At 37.1% G+C, this 15385-nt stretch carries 19 protein-coding genes; 13 read left to right on the top strand and 6 right to left on the bottom strand.

Features of this window, described 5'->3' with window-relative positions:
- Positions 1 to 110 precede the first annotated feature (110 nt).
- Genes ABM34_RS10010 through ABM34_RS09975 form a run of 8 tightly spaced genes read left to right on the top strand, consistent with a single transcriptional unit; the run spans position 111 to position 5556 of the window.
- On the top strand, positions 111 to 845 hold the full coding sequence (locus ABM34_RS10010; protein ID WP_048705451.1) for a HesA/MoeB/ThiF family protein: 735 nt from the start codon (positions 111 to 113) through the stop codon (positions 843 to 845).
- Positions 845 to 1312 (top strand): MogA/MoaB family molybdenum cofactor biosynthesis protein, encoded by a 468-nt coding sequence (locus ABM34_RS10005; protein ID WP_048705449.1) that lies wholly within the window; start codon positions 845 to 847, stop codon positions 1310 to 1312. The genes ABM34_RS10010 and ABM34_RS10005 overlap by 1 nt, the downstream gene beginning before the upstream one ends.
- Positions 1312 to 2541, top strand: a complete 1230-nt coding sequence (locus tag ABM34_RS10000; RefSeq protein WP_048705448.1) for a molybdopterin molybdotransferase MoeA — start codon at positions 1312 to 1314, stop codon at positions 2539 to 2541. Before ABM34_RS10005 ends, ABM34_RS10000 begins: the two co-directional genes overlap by 1 nt.
- The gene (gene mobB, locus ABM34_RS09995; protein ID WP_048705446.1) at positions 2520 to 3017 is read left to right on the top strand and encodes a molybdopterin-guanine dinucleotide biosynthesis protein B; all 498 of its coding nucleotides are present in this window, start codon (positions 2520 to 2522) and stop codon (positions 3015 to 3017) included. The genes ABM34_RS10000 and mobB overlap by 22 nt, the downstream gene beginning before the upstream one ends.
- Positions 3010 to 3567, top strand: a complete 558-nt coding sequence (locus tag ABM34_RS09990) for an NTP transferase domain-containing protein (protein WP_048705444.1) — start codon at positions 3010 to 3012, stop codon at positions 3565 to 3567. Before mobB ends, ABM34_RS09990 begins: the two co-directional genes overlap by 8 nt.
- Positions 3564 to 3812 carry a hypothetical protein gene (locus ABM34_RS09985; RefSeq protein ID WP_048705442.1) on the top strand — a complete coding sequence of 83 codons (249 nt, stop codon included), beginning with the start codon at positions 3564 to 3566 and terminating at the stop codon, positions 3810 to 3812. The genes ABM34_RS09990 and ABM34_RS09985 overlap by 4 nt, the downstream gene beginning before the upstream one ends.
- A gap of 12 nt (positions 3813 to 3824) precedes the next feature.
- Positions 3825 to 4877 carry a sensor histidine kinase gene (locus ABM34_RS09980; protein ID WP_048705441.1) on the top strand — a complete coding sequence of 351 codons (1053 nt, stop codon included), beginning with the start codon at positions 3825 to 3827 and terminating at the stop codon, positions 4875 to 4877.
- Between the two features lie 7 nt (positions 4878 to 4884).
- Complete coding sequence (locus ABM34_RS09975) at positions 4885 to 5556, top strand: response regulator (protein WP_048705439.1); 672 nt, start codon at positions 4885 to 4887, stop codon at positions 5554 to 5556.
- Here the strand turns inward: ABM34_RS09975 and ABM34_RS09970 are convergent.
- Both ABM34_RS09970 and ABM34_RS09965 read right to left on the bottom strand, forming a co-directional pair.
- Positions 5528 to 6415 carry a DMT family transporter gene (locus ABM34_RS09970; protein WP_048705437.1) on the bottom strand — a complete coding sequence of 296 codons (888 nt, stop codon included), beginning with the start codon at positions 6413 to 6415 and terminating at the stop codon, positions 5528 to 5530. The two genes, ABM34_RS09975 and ABM34_RS09970, sit on opposite strands and share 29 nt — an antisense overlap.
- On the bottom strand, positions 6415 to 6618 hold the full coding sequence (locus ABM34_RS09965) for a heavy-metal-associated domain-containing protein (RefSeq protein WP_048705436.1): 204 nt from the start codon (positions 6616 to 6618) through the stop codon (positions 6415 to 6417). Before ABM34_RS09965 ends, ABM34_RS09970 begins: the two co-directional genes overlap by 1 nt.
- 136 nt (positions 6619 to 6754) lie before the next feature.
- Between ABM34_RS09965 and ABM34_RS09960 the strand changes: the two genes are divergently transcribed.
- The 5 genes from ABM34_RS09960 to ABM34_RS09940 all read left to right on the top strand — a co-directional run bounded on the left by ABM34_RS09960 (position 6755) and on the right by ABM34_RS09940 (position 11495).
- Positions 6755 to 7033 (top strand): hypothetical protein, encoded by a 279-nt coding sequence (locus ABM34_RS09960; protein WP_048705434.1) that lies wholly within the window; start codon positions 6755 to 6757, stop codon positions 7031 to 7033.
- A 1-nt stretch (position 7034) separates the two neighbouring features.
- Positions 7035 to 8030: a hypothetical protein gene (locus ABM34_RS09955; RefSeq protein WP_048705432.1), complete on the top strand. Its 996-nt coding sequence runs from the start codon at positions 7035 to 7037 to the stop codon at positions 8028 to 8030.
- Between the two features lie 9 nt (positions 8031 to 8039).
- A complete protein-coding gene (locus ABM34_RS09950) occupies positions 8040 to 8978 on the top strand; it encodes a polyprenyl synthetase family protein (RefSeq protein ID WP_048705431.1) in 939 nt (312 codons plus the stop codon).
- A 406-nt stretch (positions 8979 to 9384) separates the two neighbouring features.
- Positions 9385 to 10614, top strand: a complete 1230-nt coding sequence (locus tag ABM34_RS09945; RefSeq protein WP_048706522.1) for an RNA-guided endonuclease InsQ/TnpB family protein — start codon at positions 9385 to 9387, stop codon at positions 10612 to 10614.
- A gap of 482 nt (positions 10615 to 11096) precedes the next feature.
- On the top strand, positions 11097 to 11495 hold the full coding sequence (locus ABM34_RS09940) for a YbaK/EbsC family protein (RefSeq protein WP_048705429.1): 399 nt from the start codon (positions 11097 to 11099) through the stop codon (positions 11493 to 11495).
- Positions 11496 to 11550: 55 nt separating this feature from the next.
- Here ABM34_RS09940 and ABM34_RS09935 read toward each other — a convergent pair whose 3' ends face one another.
- The 4 genes from ABM34_RS09935 to ABM34_RS09920 all read right to left on the bottom strand — a co-directional run bounded on the left by ABM34_RS09935 (position 11551) and on the right by ABM34_RS09920 (position 15283).
- Complete coding sequence (locus tag ABM34_RS09935; RefSeq protein ID WP_048705428.1) at positions 11551 to 12387, bottom strand: hypothetical protein; 837 nt, start codon at positions 12385 to 12387, stop codon at positions 11551 to 11553.
- Between the two features lie 30 nt (positions 12388 to 12417).
- Positions 12418 to 12984, bottom strand: coding sequence for a hypothetical protein (locus tag ABM34_RS09930; RefSeq protein ID WP_048705427.1), 567 nt, complete (start codon positions 12982 to 12984; stop codon positions 12418 to 12420).
- A 200-nt stretch (positions 12985 to 13184) separates the two neighbouring features.
- On the bottom strand, positions 13185 to 14051 hold the full coding sequence (locus ABM34_RS09925; protein WP_048705425.1) for a hypothetical protein: 867 nt from the start codon (positions 14049 to 14051) through the stop codon (positions 13185 to 13187).
- A gap of 98 nt (positions 14052 to 14149) precedes the next feature.
- Entirely contained in the window at positions 14150 to 15283 is a 1134-nt protein-coding gene (locus ABM34_RS09920) for a glycerate kinase family protein (RefSeq protein ID WP_048705424.1), read from the bottom strand.
- Between the last annotated feature and the right edge of the window lie 102 nt (positions 15284 to 15385).

Below are 15385 nucleotides of genomic sequence, written 5' to 3'. Positions count from 1 at the left end.
TAATTTATCGATACTTTATTCCTTATATTAAAGTTAGCACGTTTACCAATTGACTTCGATTAGGAATTTCCCTAACCTTTTGAGTAAACGTACATTTGGAGGGATTGGAAATGGTTACTAGTAGATATGATCGACAGTTAAAAATTGAGCAAATTGGACCAAGAGGTCAGAAAAAATTTGGTGAATCAAGCGTCTTAGTCATTGGTGTTGGTGGACTAGGAAGTTTTGTCGCATCTGAATTAGTTAAAGCGGGAATCGGCACAATAACACTCGTAGATTTTGACAAAGTTGAATTGACGAATTTGCACCGTCAAAATCTTTATACTGAGTCTGATGTAAATGAAGGTTTGGAAAAATTAACCGCCATGAAAAATCATTTACAAGCTGCAAATAGTAACGTTAAAATAATCGTGAAAAGCCAAAAATATTCATCAGACTTAATTACTGACAAATATAATTTAGTTATCGATTGTACCGACAATTTTCCTATTAAGTATCAGATCAACCAAGACTGTTTTGACCACAACATGCCTCATATCTTTGCAACTTGTGCTGGTAACCAAGGGCAAGTAATGTTCATGAAATCTCAAAAAGATGCTTGTCTTGAGTGCCTGTACCCTCATCAAAATATCGCCAAATTAGGACTAAGTGCCAATATCGGTACCAATCCTATGATTGTCGCAATCACCGGGAGTTTAGAAGCTTCCATGGCACTGAAATTTTTAACCCGTCCCGAAACAGTTAAGCCGGGCAACTTGATGGTAATTGATAATTGGAATTTTGATTTCAGAAAGATTCACGTTAAAAAACAAGCCAACTGCCCAATTTGTGGAGGAAATAATTAATGATAGATTTTGGAATAATTACTGTTAGTGACACTAGAACGGAAGAAACTGATAAGTCTGGATCATACCTTCAAGATAAGTTAACTTCTGAAGGTCATAATTTTATTCAGAAATATATTGTTAAAGACGACTCAAAACAAATTATGGAAGCGTACAATAAATTGGTAGGCACCAATTGCAAATTAATCCTCGTAAATGGTGGTACTGGTATCGCTGTTCGCGATGTGACAATTGAGACTTTGGAGCCAAAATTTGTAAAACTCATCCCCGGATTTGGAGAATATTTCCGTAGAATAAGTTTTGACGAAATAGGAACTAAGGCCTTAGCTTCGGGAGCAACTGCCGGAATTACTTCCAGCGACCAGCTATGCTATTTACTACCAGGTTCGACAAACGCTTGTAAGACAGCTTTGGAACAAGTAATCCTTCCAGACTTAACTCATTTGATTAAGGAGATAACAAAATAATGTACACACCAGTTGATAAAAGAAATGCCATTTCAATCGATGCTGCCCGAAAATTAATCGTTGAAAACGTCTCGAAATTGACGCTCGATACTGAAGAAATCAACGTCAGTGACGCCTCACATCGAATCATCGCTGAAGACGTTTTGGCCAGTCACGACCTGCCAACATTTAGACGATCCGGCTACGACGGATATGCAATGTTAGAAGAGGACTTGCACGACTTCCCTGTAACATTAAAGGTAGTCGGAAACATCCCCGCTGGGGCAAATTTTGACCGTCCATTAGTTTCCGGTGAAGCTGTCAGAATCATGACTGGTGGATACGTGCCAGATGGTGCTGATGTCGTCGTAATGTTGGAAACCACAAAAATGTTAGACGATGATACGTTGGAAGTTTCCGAACGTCAGAAACGTGACAATATCACCCAAATTGGTTCGTTCTTCAAACAAGGCGATACATTGTTAGCTAAGGACACCGAAATCAATCCTGGTGGAATGAGTTTGTTAGCTTCATTCGATATCCAAAAAATCAAAGTTTACAAGAAACCTACTATTGGAATTATCACTACTGGATCAGAATTGCTCCAACCAGGTGACGAAATCGTTAACGGTAAAATTTTCAACAGTAATGGTCCTTTGATTAAAGGATTGTGTGAGGAAAACGGTGCAGAAGTCGTTGGCTATACACAGATCAAAGATGATCCACAACTTCTCAAGGACGCCATCAAAGATTTGCAAGGCAAATGTGACGTAATTATTACTGACGGTGGTGTTTCAGTCGGGGACTACGACATCATTGCAGACCTTGCCAAAGCATCCGATAAGCTCTTGTTCAACAAACTTGAGATGCGTCCCGGAAGTGTGACAACTTCATTCATCGATAAAGGAATAATTTATTTCGGCTTGTCCGGAAATCCTGGCGCTTGTTTCACTGGTTTCTACCTATATGTAGAATATGCACTGCGTTTATTGCAAAAACAGCAGTCACGTTTACTTGAATGCCAAGGTACTTTAAATGAAGAATATAAGAAAACTAATATGTATGATCGAATTCTTCGTGGTAAATTCAAAATTGACGCAGACCATATCGAAATCGGCCGTGTCGGTGGAGATGCTTCAGACAATTTGAACAACTTGCAACTTGCCACTGCCCTATTCGAAATTCCACGCGGTGATTCAATCACTCCAAAAGGGAGCGTGTTGCGGACATGGTTGTTACCTTTCAAATAGTCGGACACAAAAAAAGTGGCAAGACGACACTCACCAATGATTTTCTAAAAATCGGTCGCAGATTAGGGCTTGAAATCGCGGTCGTGAAGCATACTCACGGCCCAGTCGACATTCCCAATAACACTGACACTGGCAAATTTTATGAAAACTCAGATGATGTCTTGCTACTAAATGATACACAGACGATTCACTACCAAAGAAATATCGAACAAACTACTTTAGAACAAATTAAGCAGCTTCAACAAACGACTCAAGCGGATTTTTTAATTATTGAGGGATTAAAAGAACTAAGCTATGAAAAAATCGTTTTGCTAAAAAAAGACGAAACTGTTGCTGGATTTGGGGAAATCAGCAACGTTAAAAATTTCGCATCTATTCAAAAATCTACTACCACCGACGATGTTTTGTCGCTAATGGATTTAGATTCCAGAACAAAATTCATTAAAAAGTTTTTGAGGGATATACAAGATGACTGACGGTTTAATCTTAGCAGGTGGGAAATCTAAACGATACCAAAGTGATAAGGCTTTGGCCCACTTCAACACACGGGTTTTAACTAACGTGGAATACACAGCGGAACAGCTTCTTCCGTTTGTAAGCCAATGTTATATTTCGACGAATTCCAACAATAATCGTGAAATTCGCCAACTTTTTTACGACGTTACACGAGCAACTGTAATTCAAGATCAAGAGCCATTGATCGATCACGGACCAATTTCAGCCCTCTGGTCATACTTTCAAATGACTGGAAATACCCACGCAGACCTGATAGTTCTAGCGACTGACTATAAGAATATCAACAAAACTGTGCTAGAATTAATTAGCAACAAAAACGCTTATATACAATGTAGTGGTGAAGACTTATTTACCTTTTGCCATATTAATATTTCTCAAGCTGACTTCAGGCATCAGTTGAGATTACGTCACTTTAGATGGCAAGACATTTTGCAAGCAGCGCAGTGTGAAACGATTCCGATTGCTAACTACAAAATTAAAAACATCAACTATCAGGAGGATTTACAATGAAAAATAAATCAGACATGTCTGATGGAGACTTTCAAAAATTAATTCGTATTTGTATGAACGATTTATCGATACAACGCACTCTCTTAGAAAATGATATGCAAGAACAGCGTGATGACTTACGTACTCTTGAACAAGATCAAAATATCGACAAGCTTGAACGTCGCATTATGTTGATCAAAAAAGATTACGACCATTACGCTGACTACTTGGATCCAGCATTTTCAAAAGAAGAAATAAATTATTAGAGATGATAAACCATGGAAAATAGCGATACCTTATGGATTCAAAAAAACTTTTTGGACTCACCCGACGCTACTTTGATCGTACGAGGTGACAAAGTTGTAATCGTGAATAATGCCGCCCAAGAATTAATTCATGGATTAGATTTAGATGTTAATTATTTAATTCAACTTGTTCAAACTGATATGGCAGAAAATAATTCTGCTACTAACAACTGTTTTAATTGTGTCGTCAAGGAAACCATGCACCACAAATCCGTTCCCATCGACGTTATGGATAAAAAACAATTGCAGAAATTAACTTTCTCACTCGATTATTATTTGATTGACGACGACAATGACGTCTACTCGATCGTGATTAGAAACAATGCTTCCAAAGATAGATTGCGCAAAATGGAAGATAGTCATGATATAGTTAGGAAGATAAACCGAACTCAAGAAAATGAGCGAAAACGTATTTCTGAAGATTTACATGACAGTGTTGCCCAATCTGTCTACTCTTCAATTATGACGTTGAATCGAATGAAAACTGGTGATTCTGAAAAAGACAAAATGATATCACAAGTACAAGAACAGCTTCGAGGGACGCTGAGTGATATTAAGAGTCTTGCGGTTGATGTCAGACCAGCCGTGCTCGACAATTTTGGTCTAACTGCTGCTATTCACGCCTTAATCAAACGAATGCAGCCTAGCACTGATATCGAGTTAGATTTTATCGATAAAAGTGATGACCTGTCGATACTTTCAGATGACGTTCAAACTACCTTATACCGAATCGTTCAAGAAGCTATGACTAATGCCATCAAGCATTCAAACGGTACAACTATCGTTGTTATGCTGGTGTCTCACAAGAATAAAATCAGTCTTGAAGTCATGGATGACGGCGAGGGATTCAATATGTACACAAAGAAATCCTACAATGGATCTTCTCTTGGAATGATCAATATGAACGAACGTGTTAAATCGCTCAATGGTTATTTCTTGGTTGATACAAAAATTGGTGAGGGAACCACAATCACTGCAGAATTTCCTTACGAAAGTAGCACGGAGCCAACTAAAAACGAGGAATGATTAAAACATGAAAAATGTATTAATTGCTGACGATTACAAGATTTTGCGAAAAGGCCTCACTTACACGATTAATACTACTAACACATTTCGTGTGACGGCCGAAGCTTCTGACGGGAATGAAGCTTATTCCATTATCGAAAATCAAGATATTGATGTCGCGATTATGGATATTTCTATGCCACCAGGGGAAAGTGGTTTAGTTACTATCAAGAGGATTCACGACTATCATCCAGAAGTTAAACAAATTGTCCTGTCCATGCATGAAGAACCTGAATATATCAACACTGCCCTAGCAAATGGAGCTCTGTCATATATTTTAAAAAGTTCTCCTGAACAGGAACTTTTGAATGCGCTCGATCGTGCAGACATTGATAAGTCATACATTGATAGCAATATTATTATGACTGAAAATGATTACGAAAGTATCCAGAAACAGCAAGATGAACCCGACGACAAAAAAAGCCTGGACGAGTTGAATTTTGTCAACTTATCCAGACGTGAACGCGAGGTATTACCTCTAATTTGTCTCGGCTTCTCGAATCAAGAAATTGCCGAAAAATTATTTGTTACTAGAAAAACGATTGAAGCTCATAAAACTAACATCATGAAAAAATTGGGTTTTAATTCACGACGCGAATTACTACACTTTGCTATGCAGCATCACTTGATTGACTTTTAGTCATAGTTACAATTGTTGTTGAAACAATTAATAAAATTGCTCCGATGATAATACTTGCTGTGATGTGGATTGGGAAGAAAAAGTAGGAATAAACAATGACTACTAAAGGTCCCAGTGCACGGACAATATTAGCTTTTCCAGCGGTAATGAATTTCAAACTAGTGTAGAACAACAATAGTGATAGGAATCCATTGAAGAAAGCACCGAAGAAGTTAAAGGTAACGGCTCTGGCTTGAATGCCGGCAAAAGTTCCAGGAATCAATACTCCAGTAATGAGAAGTAATGCAGCTGAAACCAAGTGGTTGTAGAACAAAACGTTACCAGGGTTGTGATCCTTAACTAAGTATTTCGCAATAATATTGTTGGCAGCGTACATTAGTGGATAGATGAAGGCACAAACTATTCCCCAGAAACTGTCCACTTTCATACGACCAGAAGAAACGAAGACTGATCCAGCAATACAAAGTACAACGGCTAGATAATCCCAACGTGTTAGCTTTTCTTTTAAGAAAATGTATGACAGTACAAAGACGTAAACTAGATAAACTCTAGCAATCAGTGTAACTGTGACAGGGCTTAAAAGTGATAAAGCTACATACTGTAAGATAACCCCCACACCGTTTGTTAGTCCTAAAAAGATAACCCATTTGTCCTTGATAACTGAAAAATCGTGATACATCACGAAAATTAATATCAAGTTAAAAATGGCAGCGAAGACACTAGTGAGAAGTGCTCCAAGAATGGGGTTTAAACTGACCAGTGAAAACTTGTTCAAAACAGGACTAATACTACTAAATAATAGTGAAACTAAATTCAGCTCAACACCTAAACGTTGAGCTTTTTTTGTGTTCTCAGACATTAATCGACCGCCTCAATTTTAAATGGTGTACTACTTAAGGCTGTACGTACTTCATCAATGTCAGCATCCCCAATGATTGTAGCTGTCATATCATCCATATTTTTTTCAATTTTCTCAACGCCGGCAACGTCACTAAGTTTTTGAGCAATGTGAACTGGACACTTTTCACATCTTAATCCTTCAACTAAAATTTTCTTTGCCATGATAATTTCCCCCTCGGAATTTAATATATCTATTCTAGCAAAAAATCATGTTATATGAACTTAGTAAAACTACCAATTTCAAAATATAACTAAAAACTATAAAATAGAGTTAATTAATATTGGGGGATTTCAGATTATGGCTAAAAATGTATCACTAGAAGAATCAGTCTATCAACTATTAAAAGATATCGATCGTAATTACTTCACTTCCAACCGCCAAGTGAATACGAAATCAATGCTGTATCAAACGGTTGAATCCGTTCAAGATACTGGTTGGGTTGATAACCTCAAATTAGAAGAAATTGAGAATTACCCATTAGCTACTGCGACTTTAAAACAAGCCGAACTAACTGATGCAGGTAAGAAGCATTTAGAAGAATTAAAAGAACAATTTGATACAGACAAGGAGAAATAGAATGGATATTAATGACCTAAAGAACCAGATCAATGACCGTTTTGAAAATTCACCAATCCAATCGTCAGCTTTCTACGCTGACCCTGAGGATCACTTGGACAACCAAAAGAAACTTCGTCTAACTTTGAAGTCATTTATTGAGACACAAAATCCCGACACTCCTTTTGCCTTGCAACTGATGTGTACCCATGCAGAAATCACAATCATGCCACTTGGATTACTCGACTTGAATGAGTTAAAGGAATGGGAAAATAAGAAGCGTTCCGAAAGCGGTAAAACTTACGCTACTGAAGACGAAAAAACTGGTTTTCCGATTGTTGTCCAATTTGAACCACACGTTAAGGACTTCAAGCCAGAAAAAGATATTCTTGATATTTATACTGATGACTTATTCGACCACTTCAATGACACTTTCAACGACAAATTGTGGCCAGCTGTTATGAAATATTTGAACGAGAACCAGACTATCTTACGTGATGTTGAGAAAAAATTAGTTGATGAACGTGACGAAGTTCGCGAAACAAATTTGACTCAATTGAAGGATATGTCAGACGATCAAATGATCAAGAAAATTGGTTACTCATTAAATGAGAACCAATTTGAACACTATGCAACTTACATCGCTGATTTGAGTCAAGTAAACGCAATCTTGGTATCATCTGGGACTTTCGTCAAAGACCAAATTCTTAAAGACATGCCATTCGGTCAGATGATGAATTTAGCAGAAATGCGCAATACTTTCTTCTGGGTACTGGATAATACTTTTAACGAAATTATTTATTTCTATATTCAAGGTTTTGGGACGACTAATCCTAACTTGAAGAAGCATTTGAATACTATTCGTAAGAATCTTGCTACTTTGATGCGTACTGATGCTTGGAAGAAATGTAACGATATTATTGAAAAAAATGAGAAATTCAATATCCAAAAATTCTTCACTGATGTATTTATGCCTATCGCTGAAAATTTGGAAGTTGAAGTAGACAAATTTAATTAGGGGAAAATTATGCCAGCAGTATCACCTTTTGAACAATTCAAAAAATTAAATGTCAGACTTGTTGGTCTCGAGGATTACATTCGTCACTTGGTGGAGTTACACAATGACGATATTATTTCTGAGGCTGGCGGATACTTACACTCACAACATTTCTTACACGCTGCCTTTTTCTATTTATTCTCTGAATTCGGTGACGCAGATGCTGAGGAGTTACGAGATAATTCTTTGCAATCAGCAGCTGCAGCTATGCAGATGTTTTACATTAGAAATGAAATGATGCGCAAACATCAAGCTGGTCCGGACTCTATTAAGCTGAACTTCATGGTGGAATACTTTTCAGATTTGATTGATGTCGAATTCAGAAAATGTTCTGCTGATGATGATGACTTACAAGGTAAGATTGACGCTGTTCAGGAAATTACTACTAATCAGCTTTTAGCTGACGAACAGATGGTTAAACCGGTCGAAGATGTCGGTGAATACATCAAACGGATTGAAGCCCGTTCTGCGGTTATGTTTGAATTTGCCTGCAGATTTGGAGCACAAGCTACTCACGCTGACGATGTATTGATTGACTCAGCTGGACAAATTGGCCGTACGATTGGTCTTGCTTACCAAATCAAGAGTGAGATTCTTGACTTGATTGGTATCAACACTACTGAAGAACAATTTGGACCATTATTTATGCTACAAAGTGGCGAGTTTACTTTGCCAACTATTTTTGCTGTTGCTAAGGCTGGTCCTGACTTTATGAACAAAGTTGCTGAGGCTGGTCGAACTGGTGAAGATGAGCTGGTTAAAACTGCCGAGTATATTATTGACAATGGTGTTGATGCTGCTCAGGTTATGGTTAAGGAGTATAAGGATCAAGCTATTTTTGATATTGATATGTTGCCTAATATTCCTGAGAAGCAGTCTTTGAAGAAATTGGTTGATATGTTACTTTAGTTCAGTTCAGTTTGGTGCAAAGGAAAACTAAACATGTCGTCTCCGGTTGGAAAGTGAAAAAGCCTACAGTGGGACCGCCCTGAGCCGAGGTCTCAGGGCTCGATTTTGAACTTCGCACGGTTCGCGAATTTCAAAAGTCGTCCTGTGCTGTAAGAACGAGTAGTTCTCTCGTTCTAACACCACTTTCACTGTTGGCTTTTTCATAAGAATCTCAACGTAATTCCTCCCAGTATATAAATGCTGGGGGGAATTATGTTTTAAGAGATATCCTTTCTTAATCGTAGTTTGTGTCACTCTTTTTAACATTTTTCTTGAACATATGTTCGTATATTGATATGATAATTATATCGAATGGTACATATTTGAAATTACTTATCGAAAGGTGGGCAACAAGTTGCGTAAATCAATGAATGATTACCAGTACCATTACGGTTTGAAAGTTAGATGTTATCCTTCAGATAAACAGAAACAAATCATTGAGCACAATCTTAATGGTTCTAGATTTGCCTATAATGAAATGGTTGCCATTGATAGAGAGTTGTACAATCTACGTAAGTGCAAGTTATACATCAAACAAGTCCAAAATCGAATCGATTATTTAATTGAACGCAAGGAAAGCACTAAGTATCTTTTCGGACTTCGTTCTTGGTTAAATGAATTCAATGTCGGTACCGATGTAACCAGTATGGCAATTCGAAACTATAAGGCAGCTTGGAATATGTTTATAAAAGTCCATACTACTGGCATTCCAAAATTCCATAAGAAACAACATTCGGGAAGTTTTCAATTACCAAACAGGTACTCTTCAAAAATTACAACTCCATCATTATTTAATGGAAATATCAAATTCATTGATAATAAGCATATGAATGTTTCTTTGATTGGACATATAAGAGTATCCGGTAGTCACAAAAGGATTATGGTTGAACATTCAAATATTCGGATCGGAACATTAACAGTATCCAAGGATGCCATTGGCGACTACTACATCTCACTTCAATTGGCATCTGATTCTCCTTTTGTTCAGACAGGGAAGAGTACGGGAGATTCAATTGGAATTGATCTTAATACGGAAAATTTCCTAACAACTTCTAATGGAGATGTTGTAGAAAATCCAAGATATTACAGAAAGAATAAGAAACGACTTGCTAAGCAACAACGAATTCTTTCAAGAAGACACCTCAGAGCTAAGAAAGAACATCGACGATTACTTGACTCAAAGAATTATCAAAAACAAAGAATAATTGTTGCCAAGTTACATAATAAAGTCTGTAATCGGCGGACTAACTTCTTACATGAAACTTCTACTGCACTCATCAAGAACCACGATCTGGTAGTAGCTGAAGAGTTAAGAAGTAAAAACTTATTAAAAAATCATGCATTAGCAATGAGTATCAGTGATGTTGGTTGGGGGACATTCCTACAAATGCTTGAGTACAAAGCAGAAATGTATGGAAAGGCCTTTATTAAAGTTGATCCAAAGTACACCACTCAAACATGTTCAAATTGTGGTTACGTAATGAGAGGTGAAGAAAAATTAACTATCTCAGATAGAACTTGGAGTTGTCCCAACTGTAATCAATATCACACCCGTGACCACAATGCCGCTCAAAATATACTAGCTAAAGCTATGTAGACTATTATTAAGTCCGTTTGGCAACTTGCGGACTATAAAGGCCTTGGTAATTACTATGTAAGACCCAGAATACTGCGGTATAAATGGGCAACGGTGTATCTAGGCAAATTGTGATGCTAATGTAATAAGTTACATTAGTTCCTGCAAGCTCCTACTTCATTTGGGAGTAGTTGACTTCCAACCTGCGACTTGTTTTATGCATTGCAAGCGATTAGTCAACATACTTATTTAATCAATTACGTAAAAAAGTGGGGATGATCAAATTAATCTTCCCGTTTCGAGTCTTTGAAAAATTATTCATGGTGAAAACACCATAAAAGTTGCATTCAGCAACCTACATCATTAATATAAAAACTACACAAAAAAGTCAGGCTCATGCCTGACTTTTTAATTTTGGAGGTTCCATTATCAATAAATATTTAAAACGTTTAAAAGATTTTGGTATACCGTATACCAAAATAAAACATAAACCAGTTTGGAATATGGGAGATATTAGTGAGGTAAATCCTTACTGTACACCCGTCAAAAACTTATTATTATTTGATAAGAAACGTGAATTCTATTATTTAGTTTTAGAACCAGCAAATGTAAAATTGGATTTCAAAAAGTTAGCTGAACAAATGAATACTAGCCGTAGCAGTCTCGGTTTTGCCAGTGACGAACAGCTAGCATCCCTTCTTGATACCGAAACAGGATTCGTGAGTCCGTTGATTTTGAAATCTGATTTAGAATTGAAAGTCTTGGTTAATCCCGATTTACTGTCTGAACTTCAATTAGGATTTCATGCTGGCAGTAATACCGAAACTGCTGTAATTAATTCTTGGGACTTGGGATTGTTCTTAGGAAAAATTGGATATTATCCGATTCTGTTGAAAATTTAGCTTATTCCATTCATCAAATAAGGCCTAACATTCAGTTAATGTTAGGCCTTTTATATCATTGATTATAGTTGTGTCCGTTATAAACCCAACCTGATGAACTGTGAGTCGGACCTACTAGTTGAGAAAATGGTGTAACTTCCCCATTATCATCTATTTCATCACCAGCAAAACTAATAACTGAACTTGATCCTGGCCAAAGTGAAATTCTATATCCATTACTTACTTCCTGAACATCAGCATCAGCGTATGCATCTGGATCCACCGCCATCGCGTGAAGATACAAACTTAACGCCATATCTGAGCTAGTTATAATATGACTGCTATCTTGCGTTGTCTGTGATGTAGAATCATCTGCAGCTTTGTTACTGTTGCTATCGGTATTCGATTTAGAACTTGTCGTAGAAGTTGAATCTGACTTTTTATTGGCGAAGTTTGCTGTACCAATTTTATTACTATCATTCAAATATACAAAAATACTATCATCACTGACTAAGGCTTGTTCACCAACATTTTCAATCAATTGATTTACTGTTGTTTGTTTACCAGGTTTCAATGTCAATGTTCCGGTTTTTGCAGAAGTGAATTTAGTTGTCTTTGATGCGATAAGAATAAACTTAGATTGATCAAATTTAATCGTCTTGTTTGAATTGTTCTTAACTTTCATCGAAACAACATACACAGGATCCGCAATTTCATCCGCAGTTTGATCTTCATCTTCTGAAAAAGTAAACCTGACATTCTTCTTGTCTTGCTTGTTTAAATTTTGGTAGAAAACTGAAGCTGTGTTAGTAGATTTAGTTTGACTATCATTCGTACTTTTAGTTGAGTTATTGCTACATCCGACAATAGTCAATAACGCCATTACTGTAAAAATCCATCCTAATTTTTTCATCTTTTACTCCCAAATTTCAATTTTGAAGAATTAATCATCTTCATCCATACCGTAGTAATTATTGTAGTCATCTATAGAATATCCATCTGTTTCTTTGGCATTACTATCATCATATTTTTTGGCATCTAATTTTTTCACGTATAGTTTGCCATCATCGTCTTTTTTAATCCCAGTTACAAAATACATATACGAGTATGAACCATCTGAGTAAAAGTCAGTGATTTCTCTAATTAGATATACATAGTGATTCTTGTACTTAAATACATAGCGTCCAGTCTCCTTATTCTTCATAACAAAAATTACTGGATCATTTTGTAATTGTTCTTGGACATCACTACCCTTATCTTGATTCATTTGAGCCATCGCCGATTCCAAAGATATTTGCTCATTACTTTTTTCATGATTACCTATGTAAGACATTATTTCATCCGTACTTGAAAGTCCTTGTGGCAAAGCAGGTGCAGCAGCCTGGTCATTTGAAGAATTGCTCATATAAGATTTAACTCCAAAAAATATTAATACAATCACAATTGTCCAAATAGCTTTCCCCCATCCAGAACTTTTTTTCTCTTGTTGCTTATTTTCTTGCTTATCCATTTTTTCCCCCAGAAATATATATGACTTAATAATTGGCATCCAAATACTGGACTACCATTACGTTTCCTCCCCCTAGATTTAACGTAGAGTTTCATGTTATCACATAAGTTAATACTCAAATATAAATATTATGTTACAAAGCCATTCCCATCAAAAAAGACCTGATATCGAAAAATATCAGGTCTTTACTTATCTATAATTTAATTTTGAGGAGTCGCTCCTGATGGATCAAACTGTGGCAAACTAGCGGTTGGTTTTGCTAATTGGTCATATGTGGCAATTACATTTCCGTTGGCATCTAGCTCATCACCGGCGAAATTAAAGTATGTATAAAATGGTTTGTCAGGACCTAGGATATCGTCAGTAACTTTATAGCCATATGCTGTTTCAGATACTGTAATACCTTCATCGCCTCTGGTACCGGGATAATTCATTGAGTGTGCATAAAGTGCACGTGCCATTTCAGCACTTGTCAAAATTTTTGCGGGTGCTGCTGGATTCTTAGAATTCGAAGAATTTGCGGCATCAGGTGCTGTGGCGTTGGTTGTTGGCTTATATGTGTTACTTGTTTCCATCTCGTTAGCTTGCTTCGTTGCTGTTCCAGTTGCGATGGCAAAGTTGAATTTGCTGAGCTTGTTATCTGGTGACTTGTAAATGAAGTAGTTAGTTGACTCATTTAATTCGTCAGCTGAGATTCCAGTGAATAATTTCTTTACTTTGCATGAGGAGTGACCCTTGATTACAACGGTGCCATCCCTTGATGAATCAATCTTTGAGCTATCAGCGTTAAAAATTTCAATATCAGCTAACTTAAATTTAACTGACTTCTTTGATTCATTTTTAATGGTAGCCGAAATATCATACTTCGAACCAACTTTGTCAGCCTTGAATGAGAACTTAATATCTTTCTTGGCAGCCTTACTTAGTTTTGCATAATCAGTTGCCTCACTCTTTACAGTACTTGTCTGCGAAGAGCTAGCAGTCTTTGATGAAGAACTATTCCCATTGCTGCAGCCACTCAAAACGAGCGCACTGAGCAGTCCGACAATAATTACACCTTTTTTCATTGTAAAAATCTCCTTAGGTATTCCATAAGAAAGCGCCTAAGATCCCATATAATCTATACAGGTGCATTTTACAACCAAACTCATCAGGATTGTACTAATTACGCTTTAATTAATTTACCAATATTCCACATAACTTGTTGAATATTTTTATCAGTATTTTTTATGGCAGTCGACAAATCTTCAACACCAGGCATGCAGCTGAAAATGGCATCGATTCCAAGTGGATATAACTCTTCAATTTTTTCTCCCACCGTGCCGGCTACCGCAATTACCGTCGCATCAGGGTTAACTTCTTTAACAGCTTTCGCCACACCAATGGGTGTCTTGCCAAATTTAGTTTGAAAGTCAATTTTTCCTTCACCAGTAAAAACAACGTCAGCGTCCTTAACACGTTCTTTGAAATCAGTGTATTCCAAAACAATTTCAACACCAGATTCCAATTTCGCATTGGTAAAAGCCAGCAATCCTGCTCCCAGTCCGCCAGCAGCACCGGCTCCAGGAGTATGTTCCAAATCCTTGTCCAAGTCACGTTTGATAATATCCGCATAATGAGACAACGCCTTGTCCAATGACTTAACCATCCGTGGAGTGGCACCCTTCTGAGGTCCAAAAACGTATGATGCTCCGTCTTTTCCCGTCAATGGATTAGTAACGTCCGACGCAATGACAATTTTTACATCCTTTAATTCAGAATCCATGTCACTAATATCGATACGAGCAAGATTAATTAATTCCGCTCCACCAAAACTTAATTCTTTACCAGATTTGTCGAGTAGGTTTGCCCCCAAGGCTTGTGCCATACCGGCTCCTCCGTCATTAGTAGCTGAACCTCCGAGTCCAATGATAATGGTTTTTGCGCCTTTATTTACAGCAGCGTTAATCAACTGACCAGTACCATAAGTGGTTGCCACATAAGGATTCCCAGTTTGATCATCTATATATTGAATACCACTAGCTTCGGCCATTTCGATAACGGCAACTTGCCCATTATCAATCATTCCATAATGCGCCGTAACAAGATTTCCCAGTGGATCAATAACTTTTTCAGAAAGTATTTCTCCGTCTTTGGCATCGACAAGCGACTGGACTGTTCCTTCTCCACCATCTGCCATAGGAATCTGGATATAGTTGGCATCGGGAATTGCTTTCTCTAGGCCCCGTTGCATGGAAAGTGCGACTTCCTTAGCTGTCAATGAATTTTTATATGAATCTGGTGCTAAAACAATCTTCATATCTTCACCTCAAAAATATCCTCTTAATGTCTTTATTTTAGTCGAAATTGGTCGAATTTATTTGGAAAAATATAAATTTCGTGATACTTTTTAAATAACGCT

Source organism: Companilactobacillus ginsenosidimutans, assembly GCF_001050475.1.
Lineage (GTDB): Bacteria > Bacillota > Bacilli > Lactobacillales > Lactobacillaceae > Companilactobacillus > Companilactobacillus ginsenosidimutans.
The sequence above is the reverse complement of the archived record's forward strand: the minus strand, read 5'-3'. Positions and strand labels throughout refer to the sequence as shown.